Below are 26,268 nucleotides of genomic sequence, written 5' to 3'. Positions count from 1 at the left end.
AAATTTAAATCTATGTCGAAAAAGAAAGTTGAACCCAGAAAGAATAAGCCTACTCAAAAGAAAAGCTCCGCACAGAAAAAAGCGGATCCAAAGAAAAAAGCACGACGCTAAGGTAAAAAACACAGAGAGCCCGGTTCACAGAGCCGGGCTTCTTTTTTTTAAATTCCCCGATACAATCGGGGTCGAATCAATTGGCATCGAGAGATCCACTGAGGTGGAACACTTTGCGCCAGTGAGGGTAAAACAAAAGCCCGACAACATCATCTGCAGTCGGGCTTTTCTATGAACTATCAACGATAAACCGTCAACCAAACATTACTTCCAAATCGCCCCCACTCCCGCTTCACTCAATTTCTTATTCAATGCATTCAACCTTACTTCCAATTCATCGGCTCTTTGTTTTAAAGCTGTCCATTTAGCATCGTATTCTTTTTTCAACTCGAGGCTTGGTTGGTTCACACGTGGAATGTCACTTTCGGTTTGATTAATTAAGAACAAATAATCAGCAGTAAACTTATTCGGAAAATTTTCTACATCGTCATAAGCTTTGCTTTTGCGCTGCACCATGTCTTCGTCCCAAGCCTTCATGTCTTTGCTTAATGCCTCGGCTTCTTTTTTCAACGCTGCATATTTTGCATCGCTTAAATTCTTTACCAGTTCATCGATTTTCAAACGTTTACCGTTTAACTTATTGATAAGGTTATGCATGGTGGTTACATCAGCTTCCATTGTACTCATTGTAGCATCATAAGCAGTGTAATCGGCAGCGGTTGCTGTGTACAATGGATTAGCAGCAATCACGGCAGTGGTAGTTGCCTGTTGTGTGCCTGCTTTAATTGTAACTGTGTAAGTACCCGGGATCGCTTTATGTCCAGCATAACTGCTTTCAATATATACATTGGGTATACCGGGCATGGTTACGTGACGCATATCCCAAACAAACCGATTCAATCCTTTTTGTTTGCTGAGTGTTGGGTTGCCGGGAGGCGCTCCATCATAGTAAGCTGTGTTCTCCGCTACTGAACTAATGCTGCGAATAAGTTTCCCCTTTGCGTCAGTGATCGTCATTGTTACTGTATCTGTCGCTTTTAGTTCCGGCAAGTTGTAATACAGCACCACACCGTTAGCAGGATTTACACCTGCACCACGTGCAGTACCGGTTGGGTTAGCGGTGTTCATGGCGCTAAATCCATTGGCGATATACGCATCTTCGGGTTGATATAACTGCAAACTTGTTTGTTCTTTTTTGTATGTACGTAACACATGCAAATCATCCAGCACCCAAAAACTACGTCCGGAAGTTGCGGCAATCAGATCGCCTTTGTGCACTCGCAGGTCGGTAATAGGTGTAACAGGCAAATTCAATTGAAACGGTTGCCATTGTTTACCGCCATCAAATGAAATGTAAACGCCTAATTCTGTTCCTGCATACAAGAGATCTTTCCGTACATCATCTTCACGAACAACCCTGGTAAATGCATTGTTCGGAATGCCGTTGTTGATCTTTGTCCATGTTTTGCCATAGTCGGTTGATTTGTATAAACCGGGCGTATGATCGTTAAATTTATAACGTGTTGTTGCAATATACACGGTTGCTTTATCGTGTGGTGATACTTCAATGGCATTGATCAAACATTCCTGCAAACCGGCCGGTGTAATATTCGTCCAGCTGGCACCGGCATCTTTGGTGATATGCACATAACCATCATCACTACCGGTATAAATAACTCCTTTCTCATGTGTTGATTCCATTACATAAGCCAGCGTTCCGTAATTTTCGGCTCCCACTGCTTCATTGGTGTAGGGCACACCTCCCTTACCTTGTTTTTCTTTTTCGTTGCGTGTAAGATCAGGTGATACTTCTTTCCATGTGCGACCCATATCGGTTGTCTTCAACAATAATTGCGAACCGTGATAGTAAGTATTCGGTTCATGCTTACTCCAGATGATGGGCGCATTCCAGTTGTAACGATATTTAATATCTTTTGCATCACGACCGAGATACTGAATAGGTGCAGGCATGATGTTGGTTGAAGCTTTTGCTTTTGTATCGAGCACTTCAATAGTGCCCTGGTAACTGCCACCCAATACATAACGGGGATCGTTAGGGTCAAATGCAAGGAATGCACTCTCGCCACCTGCTGATGCTTCCCAGTCGCTGGCTGTTATAGAACTCCCGCCAAAAGCACGGTGAGGAATTGAAACAGACGTATTATCCTGCTGACCAGCATAAATACGATACGGAAATTGATTATCCACATTGATACGATAGAACTGTGCCGTTGGCATTTGATTTTGCGGACTCCATGTTCTACCAAAGTTCACTGACACAGCACTGCCACCATCATTGCTGATGATCATGTTATTTGAATTCTTTGGGTTGATCCAGAGATCATGATAATCGCCATGTGTTCCACTTAAATTTTCCCATGTTTTACCGCCATCTTTCGAGCGAAGTGCAGGTGCACTCAACACGTAAATCGTTTGATCATTATTGGGATCGATAAACAATTCAATGTAATACCATGCACGTTGTATCAAACGATGATCATCAGTAATTCTGCTCCAGCTTGCACCGGCGTTATTACTCACAAACAAACCCCCAGCTTCTTTTTCGCTGTCGCTTTCGATCAATGCATATACCTTCTCAGGATTCGAACGACTAACGGCAATGGACATCTTACCCATTTCTGTTGGCAGTCCTGCTGTCAACTTCTGCCATGTATCACCACCATCAACAGATTTATACAATCCACTTCCTGCACCACCGCTGATCACCTGCCAGGGTTTGCGGCCATGCTCCCACATCGATGCATAAATGATACGTGGGTTGTTCATGTCCATACTTAATTCGTTGCAACCTGTATTTTCATTTACAAATAATACATTCTTCCAGGTTGCACCACCATCGGTACTTTTATAAATACCACGTTCTTTACTCTTGCTGTACAGTGCACCCTGTGCTGCCACCAATAATGTATTAGGATCTTTTGGATGCACCACAATACGTGCAATATGCTGTGTGGCTTCGAGCCCCATTTGCTTCCATGTTTTTCCTGCATCAGTACTTTTGTAAACGCCATCGCCATGATGCGTCATTACTCCACGCACTGCATGCTCGCCCATACCAACATATACAACATTTGCATCGCTCTCCGGAACAGCAATAGCACCCACACTTCCGGTTTTAAAATAACCATCAGATATATTGCTCCAGTTTAACCCAAGATCATCGGTCTTCCACAAACCACCACCAGTAGTTCCCATGTAATAGGTGTTGATGTCGCCGGGTACACCTGTGCCGCAATTGGAACGTCCGCCACGGAAAGGTCCAATGCTGCGCCATTTAACAGCAGAGAATTGTTTGTTGAGATCGGGTTTGCTGGTGTCGGGTTTTGTTTGTGCGTTAACTGCTGCTGAGGAAATTAAAAGAACAGCGATGAGATATTTCTGCATGCGTATTGTTTTGGAACGGGAATATAAAACAAGTTGGGCAGAGATGAAACACGAATTATATAAATCAGCCGCAGATGAACACAAATAGGTAAGCTATGAATTACACGAATGCACACGAAAGCTGGTTCAGAGATTGCGCAGATAGTCACAGGAGTATGTTACTGTGTACCCTGACTTTTGCTTTTTTGATTTTGCCTTTTGGGTTTTGGGTTTTTATTACCTGACCGTATCTATATCCCAATTACGGATCATATCGGCAACACTTTTATGACCGGCAGTTTCAAGAAATAAGATCAACTGTTCATCGGTTAGTTTTTCTTTTTGCTGTTTGAATGCCTTCCAGAGTTTTACTGTCAATTCTGTACCGGCTGCATCATACATATCGCATGCTGCTTTATGCCAGCGGCATTGGTACCAACCATAGTTCTTACCGTGAAACTGACCAATTTCATTGTAGTGTTCATGTACATCCTGCAGGCTGGTAAACTTAAATCCATTTGTTCCATTATTGATCACCATGCGGGGAAAAACGGTGAGGGCAAGTAATTGCCCCGGTTCATTTTCTGCAATGTATGTATGCAGTAAAATATTGCAGAACAGTTCACCCATCCATTTGCGTTGCATAGTGAGCCCGCCTTGAATGTGAAACGCATGACCGAGTTCATGCAAAGCCAGCAGATCAAAAAATGCTTCCATGCTGATGTTGCCATCGGCATTACGATACACGGTTTCAATTTGTTTCCGCAACTCAGTTGGTAATTGATCAAGTGGCGGAAGAAAACCTTTCCACATGGCATTGTCTTCTGCTGCTACAATTAGTGTTTGCTCATCATTGTAATGCGGCATACCATACACAGGAAATTTTGTATAACTACTCCAGTCGGCCGCTGATAATACCAGCAATGTAACAGTCGGTTTAAAGCTCAGCAGTTGACCGTGAAAGTTCATGGCCTTTTCTACCCTTTGTGCAATCATGCCTGCTTTTTGCGCATGACCTGAACTGTAATACACCCGCATACTTTTGCTTTCGTATACAGTCAGCTTTTCAAAGTTCTGTGCAGGTAAAATCTGCAGCAATGAGACCAATAACAGCAACGACAGGAAAATTCTTTTTTGCATGGTAATTAAGTTTATGCAAAACTCGCCATGCCTGAAAACCATAAATAGTATGAAAACGACATTATAAACGAAGACTCGCCTGTAAACGCACAGGCGTAACATCCAGTTCTTTTTCAATGATGCCCGGTGCAACACCTGCAAATTGTTTAAAGTCACGGATCAGGTGCATCTGGTCGAAGTAATTACATTCATAGGCGATCTTCGTCCAGCTGATGCCCGGCATCTGTTCTTTCAACCTGTATGCTTTGGAAAAACGAACGATCCTGGAAAATAATTTAGGAGGAAGACCAATTCGATCCTTACTCACCCGTTCAAACTGGCGCAGACTTAAACAGGCCATCGATGCAATCTTTTCGATGGATACATTGCCTTCAACCCGTAATAACTCCTGCATAGCTTTATCAAACGGTAAAAGTTCTTTTAAGCTTTTTGCTTTTTTCAACAGGAATAGTTCCACCACATCTTTAATGGCATCAAAACTTTTTGCTTCCTGCATTTTTTCATTGAGTTCATTCATTTCATTGCCGAAAACATCGGCAGCATCAAAACTGTCATCAATTATTTCGGCCATTGATAAACCAAGTAAGCGATATAATCCGCCGGGATGAAAACCTACACGTACGGCTTTGTGATCTTTGTTGATATCAATGGTAACACGATTCAATTGTGGCCCTACAATTACGCTGCGTGGTTGTATGATGAACGTATCGCTTCCTTCCTGTTGCACTTTTATACGATCATTGATATAAAAGAACAATGAATTTTGAGGGGTGGGTGGATAAGGACATAATACCGGCCCGGCATCGGGATCAACTTCTGCGTGCACCAGCATAATGCATTGTACAAATTCCTGCAGTAAGGGATGCGGTATGTAAAATTTCGTTTGCATGCAGATGTAAAAGAAAGTTACGCAAACTTTTTATCACTTAAACCACACACTTGATTTAATGCCGCATAGTGACCTTTGACTTATGTTATGATATTATGCAGCCATCTTCCTGCATTCCTCTGCGCAGCGTTTACACATATCCGCACATTCTTTACAATGTTCGGTGTGATGTTGTGAACATTCAGCAGCGCATTCTTCACAAATGTCTGCGCAGATCTTGCAGACTGCCATTGCTTTTGTACTGCCTAAACTCATCAGTTGTGCGGCTGCATAGCAAAGGGCTGCGCATTCCATATCGAGTTGAATACATGTCGCCATCATTTTTACATCTTCTTCCTGTGTACAGGATGAAGCGCAATGATTACAAATTGCTGCGCATTGCAAACATGCATCTATACAAGCCTGGTGTGTGTGATAACCTGTTGTCATAACTTCTTCTTTAATCAATTAAAAAATAGCGATTCAAATAAACCTTGATTGCCACAACAAATGTTCCAGCTTGAGAATTCTGGTTTACAGGAAGAATATAGAAGCGAACAGGCATGATAGATTAATAGCCGGCAAGAAAATCCCCATCGAGAGCAATAAAGACATTTTGTATTCTAAACCCACAGCATAAAGGCAGGTGCCAGCTTTCGTGTGGTTATCGTTTTCAATTTTTTAATCGGCCTTAATGCATTGCAACCTCCTGAAACATGATAATAATCAGTTTTTCAAACAGTCTATTCCATTTTCTCGCCTGCCCAACGGTAATAAATTTGCAGCATCAAATAAATCTACCCGTAAAAGGCGGTTTATTAGCTGTATTCACCTAATTTTTACTTTATGAATCGATCGGTTTATATCATCACACCATCTAACCAAAGCGGCAAATCCATCATCAGCCTCGGGCTTATGCAAATGCTGCAACGCACCACGCCTAAAGTAGCTTTCTTTAAACCAGTGGTTGAAGACAAAGAAGAAAAGGATAATCATATCGACGCTGTTCTTTCGCACTTCAAAATTCCCATGGAATACGAAGAAGCCTATGCTTTTTCGAGAAGTGAATTGAATGAGTTGCGCAACCAGGGCCGCATCAATTATGTGTACGATGAGATCATTGAAAAATACAAGAAACTGGAAGAACGATTTGATTTTGTACTGGTGGAGGGCAGCGACTTCAATGAAGAGACCTCTGTATTTGAAGTAGACTTCAATGCATCACTCGCCACTTCACTGGGTATGCCTGCGCTGCTGGTGATCAAGGATAATTTCGATTCCTGTGATGAATTAGTGGAACATGTGCAATTGCAATTGCATTCCTTTATTGCGAAAAACATCAAGATCATCGGCGTATTTGTAAGCCGCTGCACCAAGGATGTTGTAAAAGCAGAGAAAGCGCTCAAAGCAAGACTACCGAAAGACCTGATCGTGGCGCTGATTCCCAATAGTGAGGAATTAGGTCATCCTACGATGAAAGAAATTGCCGACGAATTAAAAGCGCATGTGTTATTTGGCAACGATAAGCTCGATACAATTGCCCGCAATTCCATCATTGGTGGTATGCAGCTGGCCAACTATCTCAACCGCATTTCTCCTGATTGCGTAGCGGTGATGCCCGGCGACAGATCTGATCTTGTGATTGGCACCATGCTGGCAAATATGTCGCCCAACTATCCTCGTGTGGCGGGTCTTGTATTAACAGGTGGTTTTTTACCTGAACGCTCTGTCGTAAACCTGATGGATGGCACACAACAAACACTTCCTGTATTAGCAGTAAGTACGGGCACTTTTGAAACGGCATCACGCATTGCCAACATACAACCAAAGATCTATGCTGGAAATGAATATAAAATCAGACTGGCGATTGAAATTTTTGAATCATCTGTTGATACCGATGCATTGAGTGAAAGAATCAACTCTGTAAAATCAGAAGCCATCACACCCATCATGTTCCAGCATAATTTACTGGTGAAGGCAAAAAAAGCACAGAAGCATATTGTGTTACCCGAAAGTGAAGATGAGCGGATTTTAAAAGCAGCTTCACGTCTTGCAAAAGACCGGATCGCTCACCTCACGTTATTGGGTAAAGCAGATGAAGTGAAACTGAAAGTAAAAGAACTGGGTTTGTATTGGGATGATGAACGCATACAGATCGTTGATCCGCTCAACAGTAAGAAATACGAACAGTATTATACCACGTTGTACGAACTCCGTAAATCAAAAGGAATGGAATTGAATGCAGCTGCCGATCTTATGACCGACTCATCCTATTACGGAACGATGATGGTGTACCAAGGCGATGCAGATGGCATGGTATCAGGTGCTGCACATACAACTGCACATACCATTAAACCTGCATTGCAGTTTGTGAAAACAAGACAGGGTTTCAATACTGTGTCATCTGTGTTCTTTATGTTATTGCCCGACAGGGTTGTGTTGTATGGCGATTGTGCCATTGTTCCAAATCCTACTGCAGAACAACTTGCAGAGATCGCAATCTCATCAGCTGATTCAGCAAGAACATTTGGTATTGATACTCCACGAGTAGCAATGCTCTCCTATTCATCGGGCTCATCAGGAACAGGTGAAGAAGTAGAGAAAGTGCGTGCTGCAACAAAACTTGTAAAAGAACGTCGGCCTGATATTTTAGTGGAAGGTCCTATTCAATACGATGCAGCAGTTGATCCTGTTGTTGGTCGAAGTAAAATGCCGGGCTCTGAAGTTGCAGGTCAAGCCAATGTACTCATCTTCCCCGATCTTAACACCGGCAACAATACCTACAAAGCCGTGCAACGTGAAACAGGTGCGTTGGCAGTTGGACCAATGTTACAAGGTTTAAATAAACCGATCAACGATCTGAGCCGTGGTGCTACTATTGAAGACATTTATAATACTGTAGTGATTACAGCTATTCAATCAACGAACAAATAAGCTATGCAGATATTAGTGATCAATGCCGGTAGTTCATCCATGAAATACCAGCTGATAGAAACAGATGATAAAACAGTTTTAGCAAAAGGTCTTGCAGAACGTATTGGCATTGCAGGCAGCAGGGTAAAACACCAGTTCACGAAAAACGGAACATCAAAAGAAAAAGTTGTTGAGCAGGATCTTCCTGATCATAATGTTGCGTTTGAACTTATTACAGAACTATTGACGGATAAAGAAGATGCGGTGATCGCATCGCCTGAAGCCATTACTGCTGTTGGGCATCGCATTGTACATGGTGGTGAAAAATTTTCCGATACGCAAGTGATCACACCTGAAGTAAAAGATACCATCCGTGCATTAATCCCTTTGGCACCATTGCACAACCCTGCCAATTTAATTGGTGTGGAAGCTGCTGAAAAATTCTTTCCGAAAGCAGTGCAGGTGGCGGTGTTCGATACGGCATTTCATCAAACACTTCCTGAACATGCTTTCCGTTATGCCATCCCTGAAAAGTTTTATACTGAAGATAAAATACGTGTGTATGGTTTTCATGGCACCAGCCATAAGTATGTGTACAACGAAGCAAAAAAATATTTGCAGAATGACAAACTGAAAGCGATTACCATTCATCTTGGTAATGGAAGCAGCATGGCGGCGATTGATGAGAACGGAAATAGCGTTGATACAAGTCTTGGCTTTGGACCATTGTGCGGATTGGTGATGGGTACACGCAGTGGTGATATTGATCCTTCAGTTATTTTTCACATGGTGGAAGAAATGAAGATGCCGTTGGATAAAGTAAAAAATATCCTGTACAAAGAAAGTGGCATGCTGGGTTTATCAGGTAGCAGCGATGCACGTGATGTGGCAGCAAAGTATGAAGCAGGTGACAGTAATGCCAAACTTACGTTTGAACTGTATGGTTATCGTATTCGCAAATACATTGGTGCATACATGGCCGCACTCAATGGTGTGGATGCATTGATCTTTACTGCAGGGCTTGGTGAAAATTCTGTTCTTACACGCAGCTATGCTTGTAAAAATCTGGATGGATTAGGCATTGAGCTTGATGAAGAACTGAACTTTGAAAAGAATCATACTGATGTACCTGTTGGACTACAAACAGCAGCAAGCAAAGTAAAAATATTGATCGTGCCTACCAATGAAGAATGGCAGATTGCAAAAGAAGTATCGGAGTTGGTGAAGAAGTCTTAACACAAGAAAGATGACCCCATGGTTCGGCCTCTTCTTTAAAATAAGCCAGCAAAACAAAAAAAGCAAAACTTGTGTGAACAGCTGGATATGAAGTAACGTGAGGGTATGAGCGCATGAGCGAATGTCCCGGACGCCCCCTATTTACAAGATTTTAATTTCGATTCATTTGTAACATAATGTTATTTGCAGCGTACTTCACAATACATTAATTAAATACAGTAACTGAATTGTATGAAAACCTTCTTCACCACACTTATTCTGGTTTGTATTTTGTCTTGTGATGTTGCCAAAGATGCATCAACATCTACCGATGAGGCAAACATACAGGGAATATGGCTAGCGCAAACAGAAAGCCTAAACGGCATTAAAAAAGATGTCACTTTTCAATACATCTTCAGCGGAGATACGATTACGTTTATCGACGAAAACAGTAAGCAGGTGAAGTATTCGTTTAAGCTTGACACTACCGGCCATCTTAAATTAGTGACCATTCTGCCGCTGGATACCCCGGTCAATACAAATCCTGTGAGCGTTGGTTATGAGTTGAAAGGAGATTCGCTGAAGCTAGTGATTGCACCTGCTGGTTTAACACCCACTGAACTATCAGACAAAAACAACCAGGAGCTGATCATTTGCAAGCGAAAAAAAAGTGAATAAATTTTTTGCCTGAAGGGTTATATGCTCACGTGGTGGGCTAGGCCAACAGATCACTCTTCTTCTTCTTCGCCTTCGAATGTATAAATGGCAACGGCTCCGCCACTACCATAAATCATGTTACCTCCAAATGGCCCTTTAATGATCTTGATCATGGCAATGTCGGCAACAGAAAGCATGTTAACAGTTGACAGCTGAACCGGCATTTCATCGAGAAACACTGTTGCACGTTGATTACGGATAACCGGCACTGCCGTTCCTGTTCCTGAAGTATATACATTTAAACCGGCAACACGACCCTGCAACCAGTAAAGCACATTGGTGAATCCCTGTGCAGTAACCTCATCGGTAAAATCGAAAACAGTACCGTGTGCACTCTTAAACATACCGGTACAATATTGCTCGTTCAGTTGTTCTTCTTTTGTAATTGTTTGCTGGCCATTGTAACGTTGTGCCTGTACAAAAGCAGTACACAACAATAATATCAATAGCATCATCTTCGTTTTCATAACCCACGTTTTTTGTTACTATAAGTTACGAAAAGATGCTGTTAGAGGAGCGTTAAAGAAAGTGGGTTAGTTCATCGTACTCTCAATGCTGCACTGTCGGCCTTCGTTAGTTTTCGTGCAAATTCTTTCAACCAATATTCCAATTTTGGTGGATAAGATGAAATATAAGAACTACTGTCTTTTTCGATGACATTTATCCTCAAACTCCTGTCAAGAATAAATGCATTTACTACTCGTTCAGTTTTCGCCTCGTTGTTTTTTATCTCATATTCATGCCGAATATTAAATCCAGAAATTCCTTCATTGCCTGAAGAGACAGAGAAATATGGAAAAGAAATTGGTTTGTAGGTTTCGGGATAAGTAGAATATTGCTTTATGAATTTCGACACCAAGTTTTCAATTTCAGGTCTTTTTGAAAAATTGTCTTTATCATCTTTAATCTTCTGTGTCATTGTTGATAGAAGTTCGCCAAGTTTCATCTTAGGGCTGGCATTTCCATCTGTCGCAATAAACTGCACAGTGGTTGTATCTGTCAATAAGTATGAGTAACTTTTCATCAAACTATCTCCATTAGAATTAGCAGCATACACAAACCCTAATACTTTAAGAGAAACACTTTCGTTGTCTAACAAACACAAAAGTTTTTTAAATGACAATGTTCGTAACCAATTGTCAAGCTTGAGATTTCTTTGCCGGTCTCTGATTGTCGGTTTGGTATTTATAGCATATTCGTTTGTATTTATGAACACCGTTGCCGAGTCAATGATTTCTTGACAATCGTCGCCTGAATTTGTCCGATATAAAGGTTTTATCACAATAAAAGAAGCTGAAAAAAGAAGGATAAAAACCAAAGAGATATGCCTGAGTTTCATAGTGTCAATTTAATTATACCGAACGCCCAGGGTATTTGTGTCTGTACGGAATAGATGCTGTGTCCGCCCCGGCCAACCGAAGAACGTTGATGATTTGTGATGTTTGAGTTATAACGTCTAGCCCGAACTGAAGCCTGATATTATTACTGATGTTGAAGTTAAGAACTAAAGCCGAATAGAATTACGTCTGACCGAACTGCTGCTGATAGAAAACAAAAAGATGAGGATTTATTCGTCAGTCAGCATAGCAGCAAACCCAATGTTACAAGCCGTTTTTTTGTGTCGCCCCGCTACCATTTTGAATTATTTTTATTTTGTCATACCGAAATACTCTTGCTGGTTCTGGGTCACCCTTTGTTGAAAAATAGTTTGCAGGAAAACCATTCTTTGAATAAAATTGTCCTGTCACAGAAATGCGTAAAGGAATGTTGGTTCCATCGTAAAGTTTATTCGCTGCAATTAATTTGTCGTTTGCTGGTTCAAGATAAAACTCGTTTATACTGAAAGTGTCATTTGCATATTTTGTCTCAAACCATTGAGGACAAGTACACATAATTGCAGCATAAGAAACATCAAGAGTTTCTGTCTGTCCGTTCAAAGGTCCTTTGTCAACCAAATATTTCGTACTGTCAATTTGGTCGGCTAAATTTTGTCTGTAATTACTCTTTATAATTTTAAATGAAGTGTATCTGAATACTTTGGCTTTGTCTACCTGTTGTTCACCTTTTACATACTCGTTTGGATAACCTTTGTCAACGTAATACTGTCCTGTGAATTGTACTATGTCGCTGCTGTAACCTAATGTATCTGGTAAAACTAATGAACTGTCGGCTGGCTCAACAAATACGCAATGGTCGGAAAGTTTGCCTGTGTCTTGATATTTATTTATGTCGTCAAGTGTCGCCCAATTGGCACACTCACAGGCCCACATTATGTAGTGAAATTCTACAGTCTGAATTTTGCTGTTCAGCTTTCTAGATTGTGTCTGACAGGAAAACAGAATAAAAATTAATGTCGTTGTTGATAGTAGTTTCACTGCTGAATTAAATGGCTTGTAACGGTTAACGGCTTTGTGCAGTAGCGGTAACAGCGTACTGTCTACCGAAACGATTACTAAAGTAAAATATTCATTCAAATGCTTGGATTAAGAACGTCGAGCCGCTATTGAACAAAGCCGATGTTAGCAGCTTTTTTTCTTTCAATCAAGTTGTTTCTTAATATTGATACAGCTTTATCGAACTCAGTTGCGTCAAACTTGTCAGAATTAAAATCAGAAAAATCTATTGAGTTTATTTCTTTTAACTCACAAATGTTTTTCCAATACTCATTTTGTTTTTCTCTTGGTCTCACATCATCTTTTTGAACTTCGAATAGGTAGCTATCTATGTGAATTGGAAAGAAAACTGTTGTCCAATTTACGTCTTGCTTTTTGCGTCCTTCGCTTAGCTCAAATTGGCAAGCCCGGCTTTTAATTGAATTAGTTGATGCGATAAATAACAACCTGTCGAAACTCTTAACGTTCTCCATCATAATTCGCTTAAGAGGTCTCCCGCCAGGAGCATCTTTCTCCCATAGAAAAGTAAGTACGCCTTTCGATCTTAATGCTTCGTTCAAGCGGTTTGCAAACAATTTGTCTTTAAAGCTGTAGGAAATGAAAACACTTTGCAAGACAACCTCGTTACTTAATCCTAAGGTGAACGATTTGACGTCAGCTTCAACTATGCCAAATACTTTTCTAAGAGTGTCTTCATTCAATCGGTCACTTTGATTTATCGTGTGGAAATCGATAGAGGCAAACTCATTATTTTCAGTAATATTATCGGAGGAGAAAGTTGAAGAAGATAAATAACAGTTTGCAAAGATGCTTTTGTTTAAGGCACAATTAGTAAAGAAGCTCTTGCTTAAATTGTTATTATCAAAGTAACAGCTTGTAACCAAGGAACTGTCAAATATGTAATTACTTTTTTCTTCACCCGTTAGATTAGGTTCGAACCTTGAATGAGCAATATGTGAGTTCCTGAAACTGACATTTGATGCAGCTGTCCCACCAAAATAAAATTCTAATAACTCACCGCAATAATTGAATTGTACATCGCTTAATGATGTATCCGAAAAGAGAAAATAATTTGCCATGCAACCATTAAAACTGCAGTTAATGATATCGCATTCGTAAAATCCAGCTTTACTTAAAGTGGAATGAGTAAAAACGCAATTTTCGTAAATGGCTCCCCAAGAGTTTATGTCGTAAATTTGACAATCGATAAATTCACAATCTTTAAAGTGAATGAAGTCAAAAGTAATATTCCTTAATTTCTTTTTCGTGAAGGTTTGTTTTTCAATCAAAAGCCTTTCTCCGTCCTTTAAACCTTCTCCAGAGAAATGATTATGTCTTATATATGCCCCTTCAATTGAGCTATTCTCGGTCTCATATTGGGCGAGTTTGTCAAGAAAATTTTTTTGAGTTTGTAGAGACATAATAAAATTGCTGCTAACACATATATTTCTGCTATTATACGCAACATCTTTCAAAACACAAAGCTTGTAAACCAACAAATTAGTATTATACATTTTGTATTGTTGTTAGTACAATCCGCTAAAGCCACTAACTGTGTGCAAATGTTTATTAAACGTTTGCACACGGTTCGCAATGCATTTCTGCTTTGGATCTTTTTCTTGTTTCAGTTCTCTTATTTCATCCACCTGGCATCCACCACTCCCGCCGGTAAAAACGCAGCCCGTTGTTCCACTTTTCCATCGGCCAGTATATACCGTATTGCCGCTGCCGTTACTACGAGTCTGCCTTTAGTTAGTGGTAGTTCAAGCAATAGTTGTTGGCCAGGTTGCACCGTATCGGTAAAGGGTAGCTGCAGTTGTGCCAGTGCCCCTCCCCTGTATTCTCTTTGCTGTAAACCACAGGCAGCAGTGCCAACAACTAATTCCACGGCAACCATACGTACAGGTGCTCTTATGCATTGCATGGGTACAAAAGCAGGCAAAGCAATACTAAGTCCGCTATCTGTTGTGCTAACAGTAAGGGGCACCCGTAAACGCTCGCCTAAATTTGTTTCAGTTGTAAAAGAAAAGCCACTGATAAAAGGCAGGTTCTCCTGTGGCGGCAATTCCTGCACACTTGTTTGTGCCAGCCATTTGGCAATAGCCCCTGAAAAACAGCTTTGCATGTTTTTATCTTTGGGGTTGGGCAATAACCCTTGCCAGTAACTGCGGAGTATGCGGCCTGCAGCAGCAGCCATTCCAAAATTGCGGCTTCGTGCCTTGGTGGCTTCTGTTTGGGGCATTTGTGCAGGCAGGCTTCTCGCCACATAATTATCACCCAACTGGTAAAACACCAGGTTGTTGATACGTCCTTTAATAAAATTGGCAATTTGTTTGGCCATAGGCAGTTGCTTAGTTAGCAGCATGTATCTGCTTCGGTTGCAGGCTGCAGTTGCTGTGTTGTTACTGCGTTAACTGACGCACTAACGACGCACTAACCCCTTACCTGCTACGGCAATATAAACACGATGGGATTTGGAGGAGAGGGTGTTTTAACGGTTTTTCAGGAGCTGAGCGTTCGCTTCACGCAAAGAGCGCAAAGAAACAGAGGCACAAAAGATTAGTGCAGGGGTTGCTCACTGATTACACGGATGCACACAGAACTATTTTTTGTGCTCTTTCTGCCTTGGCGTCTTTGTGGCCCGGCGGTCTTAACATTCCCTTTCTTACTTTTACAGCCATTACCTCATCCTTTATGAAACAACCGGCATTTATGAATTTATCTGTACTGTTCGCTCCATTGTTATTCCTGTTTGCATCCCCATTACACGCACAGGATATTTATATCAACAAAGACACAACCATCAACAATACCTGGAACATTCCCAAAGGAGCCATTCTTAAATTCGGCAGTAAAGGCAAGATCAGTGGCACGGGCAGCATCAAAGGCGGCATTATTGATGCGGCTTACACACAATGGATCTTCGACAGTACACTAACGGTATCGCCTGAGGGCACTTATAACAATGTATTCAGTGCAAAATGGTTTGGTGCAGGATCTGTAAAAGATAATGCTGGCGTATTACAAAAAGGGATCAATACCGTATTGGCCAACGGCAGCACACTCCGCAACTTTTTTATTCCACGTGGCGTGTATGCGTTCAGCAAACCGTTAATGGTTGCAAGCATCTACAAAGAACAATACACAGGTTGCACTATTCATATTTATGGTGAATCATCGTTTTGGGATAGCGGCGCAGGCACAACCTTGCAATACACGGCCCCCGATGGTTTTGCCTTGGGTCTTCAACTCAATAAAGGAACAGAGATTGATCATCTTACAATCACCGGCATGTTTAAAGCACCGGCCGATGCTGATTCGGTTTATTACAATGTTCCTTTTGAACAATTTAATGATGTGAATGGAAAATGTAGTCCGTCTTATGCAGGCCTCGTGATCGATTATGACGGAAGTAAAAATCAAAGTGGTTCAACCGGTGTTAAAATACACGATATGAATGTGGGCAACTTCACCATCAACTACTCTATCAGTCCAAATGGTAAAACTGTAAACGCCGATATTCTTTTGTTTGAAAACATACGTTGCGGTAATGCAAAGGTTGGTTTTGCTACGGGACAAGCGCAGGAAAAAGGAAATGTGATCCGTGGCATTTATAGTTGGGGAAGCATTCACACGCTATATGTTGCAGGCAAGTATGGAAAAGCACAAGCTGGCAGTTATACTATTGATGGTGGAAATATTGCAGGCAGATGTATTCGTTTGTTTGATATTTCACAAGCAGGCTGGTACAGCACAAACATCAGCAACATTTTTGCAGAGAGTTTAGGCAGCATTGGAAACATCAGCACTCAAATTCCAGTGAACATCAGCAACAGTACATTTCATTTTGTATATCCTAACAAGATCGGCCGACAAATATTGCTTAACAGCAACAATGAAAAAGTGGCGTTCAACAACTGCATCTTGCGTTACTATGGTAAAACTGATGCTATGAAGTTTTTGGGAAAAGCTACTTTCAACAACTGCCAGTTCAGTGGTCAATTGGTGAGAGAGTAACAGGATATTTTTAACAGCAGGCACAATTCTTGAAAGAGTTTAAATGCTATCATCTATTCTGCCAGTTATAACAGCAGAATTAATCGCTCACATTAAACAACATTTTATGAAGGAATTAACCATGTTCAGTTTATCATTCCTGTTCATCACCATAACAGCTATGGCTCAGGATACTGATTACAAAAAAGAGAAGAAACGCATCAAGCAGGAACAAAAAGAAATGATACGTGATCTAGACCTTGCCGATAACCAGAGCCAACAGGTGAAAGACATCAATGACCGTTATAAAGATGAACACAAGGCTATTTCAAAAAATGACGCACTTACACAGGAACAAAAACGGGAACAAATGCAAGTCTTGAATAAACGCCGTGTTGATGAAATTCATAATCTTATAGGACAGGACAAAGCAAAAGACTGGGCAGGCATGAAAAATAACGGGAAAAACAAAATGAAAGAAAAGGTAAAAGACAAGGATGATAAAGTAAAAGACAAACAGAAAGAGAAGAAAGAAAAAGAGGAAAAAGTAAAGAAGGAAAAAAAGAACGGTAAAGGTTAAATGTAAATAACAAAAAAGTCCGGCAGAGCAATTGCCGGACTTTTTTTTATCAGTAATCTGAATAGTCGGTGGGCCGAAGAAACATGATATCAATATGCGAGACATTGTTTTTATACTCCGGTATGGCCGATAGTTTTTTCCATTGGGCATCCTCACCAAAACTCTTCCAATGTGCATCACGGTCGGCTTTGTTTTCAAAGCTGGTCATGTACATGAGGTTAGGCATCTTAGCACCAGCTATCACTTCTCCATAAAAAACAGCATTAAAGTTTAACCGTTTGAACAAACCAATTTCATCGCCTTCGTTGAACATATGTACTTTGTTCTGGAATATCTTTTCTGTTGCACTTTCGTAACTGCGTAGTTCATACACCCGTTCTTTCTTTGGCGATTTCAATTGTGGCGTTTCCAATGCTGGTGCTAATGAAAAAGCATGTAACAAAATTGTTTCCATTCTTGCGTACGGTGCTGCATTGTAAACTGCATCGAGATAACTTGCTCCTTTCGCCAGGTATTCCTTATCCTTTTGCAATTTTGAAGTAACAGTCATTATTTGTTCCAGTGCTTTAAATGGAATAAGTACATATAATTTCTTTACAGCCGCAGTATCATTACTGATGGCTTTAAATACACCTACCTGTTTTATTTGCTGTTTATGTAAAGCTGGCAACAAAGCCGATTGCAGGTAGTTGTCAAGCAGCTGCTCCTGTTCCACTGTTGCATAAGAGTAAACTGTGAGCTGGTAATAAGTTCTGTCTAAAGCTTCTGCCCGGCCAAGGGACAGGAAACAAACAAAGGCGATGAGGGCTGATCTTAAACTACCGGTACCGACTAACCATTTTTTCATACTACAATTTTTTAATATCAATGATGTGGTGTTCATTCAAGAGGCAGCACAGGCTTTTACAGCAGTAACAAATTTCCTGATATCCTCAATAGAATTATATACCGCAGGTGTTACACGCACGCAACCATCTTTACCAAGTGTACGGGCTACTGTAAATATCTTATGCTGCTTAAATAAATAGTCAGCTACTTCTGCTGCAGTTTTATTTTTTATGCGAAACGATGCAATGGCACATGAAAATTCAGCAGGCACCACTACTTCAACATTCGGATGTTCTTTTAGTTCATTCACCCAACTGCTTTTGAGATAATGCAATCGTGCAGAAACACGCTCAATACCCAACTGTTGCTGAAATGCCAGGCTTGTGGGTATGGTCATGATGACGGCGAAAGGTGTAGTACCAAAATGCGCCAGCTTGTTGATGCTTGTTTCGGCAGCACTAGTATCACCAAACAATGCTTTCATTTCTCTGATGCGTTCTTTCTTTACATAAAGAATGCCCGCACCAACAGGATTGCCGATCCACTTGTGCAGGTTCATGCCAACAAAATCTGAATTCAATTCTTTTACGTTGAATTTAATTTGTCCGAGTGCATGTGCCGAATCGGTCATCACATCAACACCTTTCTCTTTAGCCATTGCTGCAATTTTCCCAACGGGAACAATGAGCCCGTTGATATTTGATACATGAGTTAACAGAATCACTTTTGTTTTAGGCGTGATCTGTTTACGGTATAATTCAACAATCTCTTCTTCACTTGCAGGATGTAAAGGCATCTCAAATTCCTTTACAACGATCTCCCCTCTTTTCTCCAGCATGCGGAATGTTTCAATCATGCTGAAATAATCGAGTTGATTTAAGATCACTTCATCTCCTGGTTTAAACGGGTAACCCTGTATAGCGATATTTAATGCTTCTGTTGCATTGCGTGTAATGATGATCTCTTCATCACTGGCACCTAAAAATGTTGCCACTTCCTTTTTGACAGCAGCAGCAATAGCCGGGTAATCTTTACGGGCAAATCTTGCAGCTTGCTTATTTGCTTTCGCAACATTTTGTTGAAAGGCCTGTAACACAGGCTTTGGCTGAATACCGTAAAAACCATTTTCAAGATTAATATGATCATCGGCAACATCATAATATTTCTTTGCCATCTTCTTCCAATACTTTTCATCTGCAGCATCACCTTCAGCAATAAAATCTTTACCATCGATCAACACATCATCATTCGCCATTACAACAGCAGGCAACCCTGCAGCAAGCAATCCAGTTCCTGCTATTCGTAAGAAATCTTTCCGGTCATGTGTCATGATGATGGCTTTGTTTATTTCGTTGGCGGCATACTGGGCCTTACTTCTATTTTACTTGGCAACGTACGTGGATTCATTTGCAGAATATCAACCACCAGTTCACCAATATCTTCGGGTTGTATTTTCCAGGCATCTGCATCATTAGGTGTGTGATTGTTGAAATAGGTTGCCACACTGCCGGGCATAATGGTGGTCACTTTAATGCCGTACTTGCGCAAATCCAGCATCACTGCCTGTGTAAATCCAACCAATCCAAATTTACTGGCATTGTAGGCTGATGCATTTTCAAAAAAGTTAGTGCCTGCAAGACTGGCAATCGTTACAATGTATCCCTTGGTTTGTTTTAACGCATCAATGCTTGCTTTCACACTATTAAATACACCGGTAAGGTTTGTATCGATGGTTTCTTTCCAAAGTTCTTCGCTCAATGTTTCAATGGATGCAAAATGACCAACTCCCGCATTTGCCACCAGCAGATCAAGTTTTCCAAAGTGGGCAATGGTTGCTGCTATTGCTTTTTGTTCCGACTCAAGTGAACTTACATCTGATTGTAATGCCAATATATTTGACGGATCATCACTTAATTCTTTTGCTGCTTTTACACCTGCTTCAAGTGAACGACCAGTGATGGCTACTTTCATTCCCTTTTCTAATAATGCCCTGGCGATGCCGTACCCGATGCCTTTCGTACCACCGGTTATATAAGCTACTTTCCCGTCTATCAAATTCATTTTTGTTTAGTTTTGTTTTGCTTTGAAATTACAACATTCTTCTACAGCAAAGTTTGGCAATAAAATTGAAGCCATGCTTGTTTGCAGAGTTTCTTTACATTTAACATTCATCTAAATCAAATTCCATGCGGGCAAAATTCTTTTTCTATACTTCTGTTTTTGTGTTGGGCGGTTATACCGCAGCTTGTGTTGACAAATCAACGCCGGCTGCCAATCTAGCTAACGGTGATACTACAAAACTTCCGCCGGTAGAAACAAAAGCAGCAAACACCAATTACAAACCAGCTTTTCCTGGTCAAACAAGAATTGGCGGCGTTAAAACAACTACTGCTTACAAAGCAGAAAAGATTGCTGAACGTATTGGCCGCCCATGGGCTATTACCCCGATGCCTGATGGTCGTTTATTGGTGACCGATAAGCGTGGTGGTTTCTTACAGATATTCGACGCTAACGGAGCATTGGTAAAAAAGATCGAAGGATTACCTGCAGTAGATGCAGGCGGACAAGGTGGTTTGCTTGATGTGGCACTCGATCCTTCTTTCAGCACAAATAATATGATCTATTGGTCGTTTTCAGAAAAATATGATGTGGGCAACCTGATGGCTGTTGCAAAAGGAAAACTAAACGAAGCTGCAGGTAAGGTTGAAAATGTTACAGTGATCTTTCGTGCTACTCCTGCACTTGCAGGTAGCACATTGCATTATGGTTCACGTATTGTATTTGATAAAGATGGTAACATGTTTGTAAGTACAGGTGAACGTTCAAACCTCGATGGAAGAGTGCAGGCTCAGAAATTATCTTCCGGCCTTGGAAAGATTTTTAAAATTACAACCGATGGTAAACCTGCTCCCGGCAATCCATTCCTGAATCAAAGCGGGGTAATGCCGGAGATTTATTCTTACGGAAACCGTAATGTGCAGAGCCTGGATATACATCCTGTAACAGGGGAATTATGGGAAGCAGAATTCGGCCCCCGTGGTGGTGATGAATTAAATATTATTAAACCCGGAAAAGATTACGGTTGGCCGACCATCACTTATGGTCTTGAATATAGTGGTGAAAAAATTGGTGATGCTATTCAGCAAAAAGCAGGAATGGAACAACCTATTTATTATTGGGATCCTGTTCTTTCTCCCAGCGGTATGGCTTTTTACAAAGGCAAAGCAATTCCTGAATGGGAAAACAACCTCTTCATTGGTGGTTTAAGCAGTTCACATATTGCACGACTGATCATTAAAGACAATAAGGTAGTGGGCGAAGAACGTCTGCTTGCTGATAAAGGCGAACGTTTTCGTGATGTTGCTTATTTTAATGATATGCTCTATGCTGTTACTGATGGCGGCAGTATTTATAAAATCAGCAAGCAATAAAAGCGCTTCTGTTTTAAAATAAAAAGCCCGGCAGTTTTTGCCGGGCTTTTTATTTATAAGGTTTCGTTACGATACCGCAAATACACTTCCTTCCACTTCGTTTGCCTGTGAAATGCAGGAAGCTTTTCCACAACTGGCGGCATTACCAATATATACTTTGCCTTTATCGATACGCACTATTTGTTTCGATTCTAACCTGCGCATTACACGAATAACTGTTTCTACACGCAAACAAGTCATTTCAGCAATTTGCTTTCTTGTTAAGTTGATTTTCCTGCAAACGCTGCAAAGATGTTCGCCGGTTTGTTGCAGGTAATTGATAAAGGAGAGAATAATTTTTTCAGGTTCGTGATTGTCGAGCGACTTTAGTAAGTGAAACTTAAACCGCAGCCGCTTTACCAATAGTTCCGTGAATTGAAAATGAATATCGTGATGAGCCAGCAGTAACTGTTGAAAATCCTGTTTATGCAGGCGAAGCAGCAAACATTCTTTATCGGCAATGGCGGTGGCAGCAAATAAACCATTATCGAACAAGCCTAGTTCACCCACACACTGACCGGGTAAGATGACCAACTGTAAATACTCTTTCCCGCTTTCATCTACATTCACCCATCGCATTTGACCACTTGCAAGCTGGTAATAAAAGTTACAGGCGGTTCCTTCTTTAAAAAGAATTTCTCCAGGTATTATTTTCTTATAGGCGGCACCCCATGCCAGTAAAACATCTGTATTGATCATAACGTTACATTAAGGGATAAAGAAAATTATTTACCGTCACAGATCGTTTCGTGCATTAAAATATATCCTTTTTTTTATTAATGCAAACTATGTTTCTGTAAGGAAAACAAACCGCTTATGTTTTTTTCTACTCACACACCCATCTATTTGTTTACTTTAAAAGAAAAAAATGAAACCTTATCTGCTCAGTATTTTTTTGATGATGCTTACAGCATGTACGTTTGCTCAAAACAAAGTCAATCCCATTATTAAATCTTATGGCACAGTCTTCGAAATTCCAACTGCCGATCACAAACCAGATCCTGCAATGGAATACAAGATTATTGTTGAACTTACTGAAAACACACCGAAGCCTGATTCACTCAATATTTATCTCGAAGCCATTGCCACATTGGTGAACCTGCATGCAGCAGAAGCCGTGCCACAAAAAAACATTAAGATGGTGGTAGTGCTCCGTAAAGGCGCCACTTATGCGGTATTTGGCGATGAGCTGTATAAAAAATACTTTAAAGTTGATAATCCCAACCGTCAACTCATAAAAGAACTAACTGATGCAGGCGTAGAATTTTATGTATGTGGCCAAACCATGATCAAGCGAAATACAAAAGAAGAAGAATTAATGCCGGGCACAAAAATTGCAAGTTCAGGATTAACGGCCATCAGCACTTATCAACTGAATGGCTATACGATGATCAAATTCTGACAACAACATACAGATATGCTAACAAGTGATGATATCTACAATAATGCAGCAAAACTTGAACTAAGGAAATGGCAACAACAAATGTTGCGTAAACCCTCTTTGCTGAATAACTTGTCGAAAGGTGTACAAACAAAGATCAACACCTGGATACCTGAGAAAATTCATGTAGCCATTACCGCAACTATCAAGCAACTAATAAAGGGTGTATTGTTTGGTGCCAAACTAACTACCTCTAAACCTCTGGCAGATGCAGGTTTGCAGGAAAGAGAACTGGCTATTGAAAAGAAAATCGAAACTTATAAAAAAACCGCTGCAGTTGAAGGTGGTATTGCAGGTGCAGGAGGAATACTATTGGGCCTGGCAGATTTTCCTGTGCTGATCGGTATTAAAATGAAATTACTTTTTGATATTGCCAGCTTGTACGGTTTTGATGTAAAGGATTATAAAGAGCGTGTGTACCTGCTCCATATTTTTGAACTTGCATTTTCAAGTCACGCACATCGTAAAACAGTGTATCTGAAGATGACGGATTGGGAATTGAAGCGGCTTGAACTTCCTGACGACATCAATCAATTCGACTGGCGCAACTTTCAACAGGAATACAGGGACTATATTGATTTGGCTAAAATGGCGCAATTAATTCCACTTATTGGTGCTCCGGTTGGCCTCATCGTTAATTATCGTTTACTGAAAAAACTGGGCACAACAGCTATGAATGCTTATCGCATGCGTTTGTTTAAATAACGACATCATCATTTATTCATCATTCTCAATGAAGGGAATCTTGTAACAAACCAGCGGGGAAAATTTAGTTTCACTTGCTTATACGTTAACGATCGCCATAGCCATTCTACAGGGCCGAATTTAAAATGCTTTAACCAAAGCTGGCTAAAGATCCATTGCAACACTAAAACAGCTGCAACAACATAGTATAGTTGATGTATCTCCAGCTTATTGTAAAAACCAAAACCATATCCAAAGAAAAATAAGCTGCATAATAACGTTTGCATAAGATAATTGCTGAGCGCCATTTGTCCAACTGCCTGTAAACATTTTGTTATTGCTTTTAAATATCCCGACCTTATCAGCAGCATCAGCGCTGCACAATGGGCCAGCACCATGCATATGCGTTGTATTGGATATAACAAACTCTTCCACGGAATGGGCGTTTGCTCCATATGTTTAATAATGGCAGGTATAGAAGAGGTATAGTTTGCCATATACCATAATTCATAAGCAGTAACAGGCAGTGAAACGGCATAACCAATAATCATCATCAACTTGTATTGACGTCCCGTCCATTTCCCATTGAAGAATCCCCATTTCAGCAAAGCCATGCCCAATAACATCAAAGCAATATTATCGGCCATTTCAACTAAAAGATAACTGGTTTCTGCTTTCAGTGCTTTTGGTCGAACTTCTGCTGCAACACTTGCATAGCTGCCACGCATATTCGCAGCACTCGCCTGCGCCTCTGCTTCATTTGGCAACATCGTTTTTTCTACTTCCATCCATTCGTCAATTGATTGCTGCTGAACAACGGAAAGCTGTCTTCCCTCCTGCTGCACTTTCACTGCTGCTTTAAATGCAAATCGTTTTTCCCTTACATCACGATAAAACAAAGTACCTGCTATAAACCAAATGACTGTAACAAAGGGTACGGCTAATACCATGTATCGTGGCTTCATATTTCGTAGCAGGAAAACGATCATGCCAAACAAACCATAAAAGAAAAGCACATCACCTGACCATAATAGTACATGCGCATGCAATAATCCAAACAATACAAGCCAGCTCATACGTAAGTAAAACAACAATGTCACCCGTTTGGCGTCAACCGTTTTTTTATTAATGCTGAATAACAAAATTCCGGCGCCAAATAACAGGCAAAACATCGCTCTCATTTTCCCTTCAAAAAAAGCATATACAGCCGCATAGGCAACAAAATTGCTGCTGGACAAATCGGAAAATAGTTTGCTGCTGAAATTACCGCCGGTTGATAAACCAAAGCCGACAATATTAATAAGTAGAATACCCAATATGGCTGCGCCACGTAATACATCAAGTGATTCAATTCGATTGGCCCGCTGCACCGGCGCTGGTATAGTTGATGAGGACTGAAACTCCATTGGTTGGTTTATTATTGGTGGAGGCAGCAGGGACAGGTACGTTTTTAATGCGGTTACGCATAAATATATTTATTCATTGCATATAACAATTGCACAACAACTAAATAATGCATTAAATGAATGATTACACTTAGTGAGTGTTGAGAAAAGAAATTAAATACGGGAATAAATTATTGCTGAACAAAATGCCAGCATACGCCTGCAAGATCAATAACGTTTACTTCACGACCATAAGGTTGATTGGATACTTCGCCAATGCGAATACCATATTTCTGTGGCAATTCTTTTTCAAGAACAAATGCACGAAAGGCATCTGCATTTTCTACGCCCACGCTCAGCATAAAGTTTTCGGCAAATGCTTTATCGTCGTACTTCTGGAGAATAAACTGAAAGCCATTGTTTTCGAAACCGGCATAATCTCCCATATCCCAAGCCAGTTTAAAACCAATTTCCTGGAAAAATGCCTTTGATTCGGCAAACTTACTTCCTGAAGGAACAAATGGCTGCAGGGAAAGAAATTTCATGGAGTGTATTTGTATAAAGATAACGGTAAAACAAAACAGCCCATGCAAATACAAGGGGCTGTTTTGTTTCTATCATTTATGTTTCAATAACAACATTTGTCCAAGATGATTCGCCATGTGCCCTGTTCTGTTCATCAGCACATTTAATTTGTTGCGGTGCGGTTCGTTTGCAAAATCTTCCGGCGAAACAGCTGTATGCCTGTCGAGCCATTCTTCAGCATCAGTTGTATCAAACACCGTGGTGAGCTTCGCATTCACAGCCTGCAACTTTTCTCTTAACTCCGCAACCGTTGGCATTGCAAATCCTGATTTATCCGGATTCTTAATAAACGCCTCGTCTAACTCGGGGTACATACGTTCACTAAAGCCGAAGAGAGGGAACAAGGCATCACTTACCGCAATCAGATGACCTAAAAGATAAGTGCCGGTATTACGTCCCGGAGCTATTTCATTTTGCAGTTGTTCATCAGTTAAAGTATCCAGTAATTTATTCAACTGTTTGTTTTGCGATTCCCAGGCACTGATGGCCATTTTTATTACGAGGTTCAATTGTGTAGCTGCATTATCCATAATGTAAATTTTGAGAAACAAATCTACGTTGCTTAAAGCAATACTTGCACGCCCTATCGATTAAGCGCCTGTAACAGCAAAAAATACC

General features: G+C 40.7%; 24 protein-coding genes. 8 read left to right on the top strand and 16 right to left on the bottom strand.

The features are described 5' to 3' along the window. Window positions 1–315: 315 nt before the first annotated feature. The 4 genes from ACO1QW_RS14210 to ACO1QW_RS14195 all read right to left on the bottom strand — a co-directional run bounded on the left by ACO1QW_RS14210 (window position 316) and on the right by ACO1QW_RS14195 (window position 5,893). Window positions 316–3,456, bottom strand: a complete 3,141-nt coding sequence (locus ACO1QW_RS14210) for a VPS10 domain-containing protein (RefSeq protein WP_486259599.1) — start codon at window positions 3,454–3,456, stop codon at window positions 316–318. Window positions 3,457–3,672: 216 nt separating this feature from the next. Further along, complete coding sequence (locus ACO1QW_RS14205; protein ID WP_486259597.1) at window positions 3,673–4,575, bottom strand: hypothetical protein; 903 nt, start codon at window positions 4,573–4,575, stop codon at window positions 3,673–3,675. A gap of 61 nt (window positions 4,576–4,636) precedes the next feature. Then, a complete protein-coding gene (locus ACO1QW_RS14200; protein WP_486259595.1) occupies window positions 4,637–5,464 on the bottom strand; it encodes a helix-turn-helix domain-containing protein in 828 nt (275 codons plus the stop codon). Window positions 5,465–5,557: 93 nt separating this feature from the next. Beyond that, complete coding sequence (locus ACO1QW_RS14195; protein ID WP_486259593.1) at window positions 5,558–5,893, bottom strand: four-helix bundle copper-binding protein; 336 nt, start codon at window positions 5,891–5,893, stop codon at window positions 5,558–5,560. 396 nt (window positions 5,894–6,289) lie between these two features. Here ACO1QW_RS14195 and pta point away from each other — a divergent pair, with 396 nt between their 5' ends. The 3 genes from pta to ACO1QW_RS14180 all read left to right on the top strand — a co-directional run bounded on the left by pta (window position 6,290) and on the right by ACO1QW_RS14180 (window position 10,249). Next, the gene (gene pta / locus ACO1QW_RS14190) at window positions 6,290–8,377 is read left to right on the top strand and encodes a phosphate acetyltransferase (protein ID WP_486259591.1); all 2,088 of its coding nucleotides are present in this window, start codon (window positions 6,290–6,292) and stop codon (window positions 8,375–8,377) included. A 3-nt stretch (window positions 8,378–8,380) separates the two neighbouring features. Then, complete coding sequence (locus ACO1QW_RS14185; protein ID WP_486259589.1) at window positions 8,381–9,592, top strand: acetate/propionate family kinase; 1,212 nt, start codon at window positions 8,381–8,383, stop codon at window positions 9,590–9,592. Window positions 9,593–9,823: 231 nt separating this feature from the next. Beyond that, window positions 9,824–10,249: a hypothetical protein gene (locus ACO1QW_RS14180; RefSeq protein ID WP_486259587.1), complete on the top strand. Its 426-nt coding sequence runs from the start codon at window positions 9,824–9,826 to the stop codon at window positions 10,247–10,249. Between the two features lie 50 nt (window positions 10,250–10,299). On the opposite strand, the gene ACO1QW_RS14175 is transcribed toward ACO1QW_RS14180, so the two are convergent. From ACO1QW_RS14175 to ACO1QW_RS14155, 5 genes are all read right to left on the bottom strand, one after another. Beyond that, on the bottom strand, window positions 10,300–10,755 hold the full coding sequence (locus ACO1QW_RS14175) for a TonB-dependent receptor plug domain-containing protein (protein ID WP_486259585.1): 456 nt from the start codon (window positions 10,753–10,755) through the stop codon (window positions 10,300–10,302). A gap of 71 nt (window positions 10,756–10,826) precedes the next feature. Further along, entirely contained in the window at window positions 10,827–11,627 is an 801-nt protein-coding gene (locus ACO1QW_RS14170; RefSeq protein WP_486259583.1) for a hypothetical protein, read from the bottom strand. Between the two features lie 262 nt (window positions 11,628–11,889). Then, window positions 11,890–12,762 (bottom strand): hypothetical protein, encoded by an 873-nt coding sequence (locus tag ACO1QW_RS14165; RefSeq protein WP_486259581.1) that lies wholly within the window; start codon window positions 12,760–12,762, stop codon window positions 11,890–11,892. A gap of 26 nt (window positions 12,763–12,788) precedes the next feature. Further along, window positions 12,789–14,102, bottom strand: coding sequence for a TIR domain-containing protein (locus tag ACO1QW_RS14160; RefSeq protein WP_486259579.1), 1,314 nt, complete (start codon window positions 14,100–14,102; stop codon window positions 12,789–12,791). Between the two features lie 212 nt (window positions 14,103–14,314). Beyond that, entirely contained in the window at window positions 14,315–15,022 is a 708-nt protein-coding gene (locus tag ACO1QW_RS14155; protein WP_486259577.1) for a hypothetical protein, read from the bottom strand. A 371-nt stretch (window positions 15,023–15,393) separates the two neighbouring features. Between ACO1QW_RS14155 and ACO1QW_RS14150 the strand changes: the two genes are divergently transcribed. Together ACO1QW_RS14150 and ACO1QW_RS14145 are read left to right on the top strand one after the other, a co-directional pair. Next, window positions 15,394–16,698 carry a hypothetical protein gene (locus ACO1QW_RS14150; protein ID WP_486259576.1) on the top strand — a complete coding sequence of 435 codons (1,305 nt, stop codon included), beginning with the start codon at window positions 15,394–15,396 and terminating at the stop codon, window positions 16,696–16,698. 106 nt (window positions 16,699–16,804) lie between these two features. Next, entirely contained in the window at window positions 16,805–17,257 is a 453-nt protein-coding gene (locus ACO1QW_RS14145) for a hypothetical protein (RefSeq protein ID WP_486259574.1), read from the top strand. Between the two features lie 49 nt (window positions 17,258–17,306). Here the strand turns inward: ACO1QW_RS14145 and ACO1QW_RS14140 are convergent, their stop codons facing one another. The 3 genes from ACO1QW_RS14140 to ACO1QW_RS14130 are packed head-to-tail and all read right to left on the bottom strand — an operon-like array spanning window position 17,307 to window position 20,146. Then, entirely contained in the window at window positions 17,307–18,104 is a 798-nt protein-coding gene (locus tag ACO1QW_RS14140) for an NIPSNAP family protein (RefSeq protein WP_486259572.1), read from the bottom strand. A 36-nt stretch (window positions 18,105–18,140) separates the two neighbouring features. Then, window positions 18,141–19,415 carry an aminotransferase class V-fold PLP-dependent enzyme gene (locus ACO1QW_RS14135; RefSeq protein WP_486259571.1) on the bottom strand — a complete coding sequence of 425 codons (1,275 nt, stop codon included), beginning with the start codon at window positions 19,413–19,415 and terminating at the stop codon, window positions 18,141–18,143. 14 nt (window positions 19,416–19,429) lie between these two features. Continuing rightward, window positions 19,430–20,146: an SDR family oxidoreductase gene (locus tag ACO1QW_RS14130; protein ID WP_486259569.1), complete on the bottom strand. Its 717-nt coding sequence runs from the start codon at window positions 20,144–20,146 to the stop codon at window positions 19,430–19,432. A gap of 125 nt (window positions 20,147–20,271) precedes the next feature. Here ACO1QW_RS14130 and ACO1QW_RS14125 point away from each other — a divergent pair, with 125 nt between their 5' ends. Beyond that, the gene (locus tag ACO1QW_RS14125; RefSeq protein ID WP_486259567.1) at window positions 20,272–21,516 is read left to right on the top strand and encodes a PQQ-dependent sugar dehydrogenase; all 1,245 of its coding nucleotides are present in this window, start codon (window positions 20,272–20,274) and stop codon (window positions 21,514–21,516) included. 66 nt (window positions 21,517–21,582) lie between these two features. On the opposite strand, the gene ACO1QW_RS14120 is transcribed toward ACO1QW_RS14125, so the two are convergent. Next, window positions 21,583–22,254: a Crp/Fnr family transcriptional regulator gene (locus ACO1QW_RS14120; RefSeq protein ID WP_486259566.1), complete on the bottom strand. Its 672-nt coding sequence runs from the start codon at window positions 22,252–22,254 to the stop codon at window positions 21,583–21,585. A gap of 169 nt (window positions 22,255–22,423) precedes the next feature. On the opposite strand from ACO1QW_RS14120, the gene ACO1QW_RS14115 reads away from it, so the two are divergent. Together ACO1QW_RS14115 and ACO1QW_RS14110 are read left to right on the top strand one after the other, a co-directional pair. Then, on the top strand, window positions 22,424–22,957 hold the full coding sequence (locus tag ACO1QW_RS14115; RefSeq protein ID WP_486259565.1) for a DsrE family protein: 534 nt from the start codon (window positions 22,424–22,426) through the stop codon (window positions 22,955–22,957). Between the two features lie 15 nt (window positions 22,958–22,972). Then, window positions 22,973–23,701, top strand: a complete 729-nt coding sequence (locus tag ACO1QW_RS14110; RefSeq protein WP_486259563.1) for an EcsC family protein — start codon at window positions 22,973–22,975, stop codon at window positions 23,699–23,701. Window positions 23,702–23,709: 8 nt separating this feature from the next. On the opposite strand, the gene ACO1QW_RS14105 is transcribed toward ACO1QW_RS14110, so the two are convergent. The 3 genes from ACO1QW_RS14105 to ACO1QW_RS14095 form a co-directional block, all read right to left on the bottom strand. Continuing rightward, window positions 23,710–25,086 carry a DUF418 domain-containing protein gene (locus tag ACO1QW_RS14105; RefSeq protein WP_486259561.1) on the bottom strand — a complete coding sequence of 459 codons (1,377 nt, stop codon included), beginning with the start codon at window positions 25,084–25,086 and terminating at the stop codon, window positions 23,710–23,712. A gap of 170 nt (window positions 25,087–25,256) precedes the next feature. Further along, a complete protein-coding gene (locus ACO1QW_RS14100; RefSeq protein ID WP_486259559.1) occupies window positions 25,257–25,610 on the bottom strand; it encodes a VOC family protein in 354 nt (117 codons plus the stop codon). A gap of 72 nt (window positions 25,611–25,682) precedes the next feature. Further along, window positions 25,683–26,180 (bottom strand): DinB family protein, encoded by a 498-nt coding sequence (locus ACO1QW_RS14095; RefSeq protein WP_486259557.1) that lies wholly within the window; start codon window positions 26,178–26,180, stop codon window positions 25,683–25,685. Window positions 26,181–26,268: the final 88 nt, after the last annotated feature.

Source organism: Lacibacter sp., from assembly GCF_057361365.1.
This window is presented reverse-complemented; position numbering and strand designations above follow the sequence as displayed.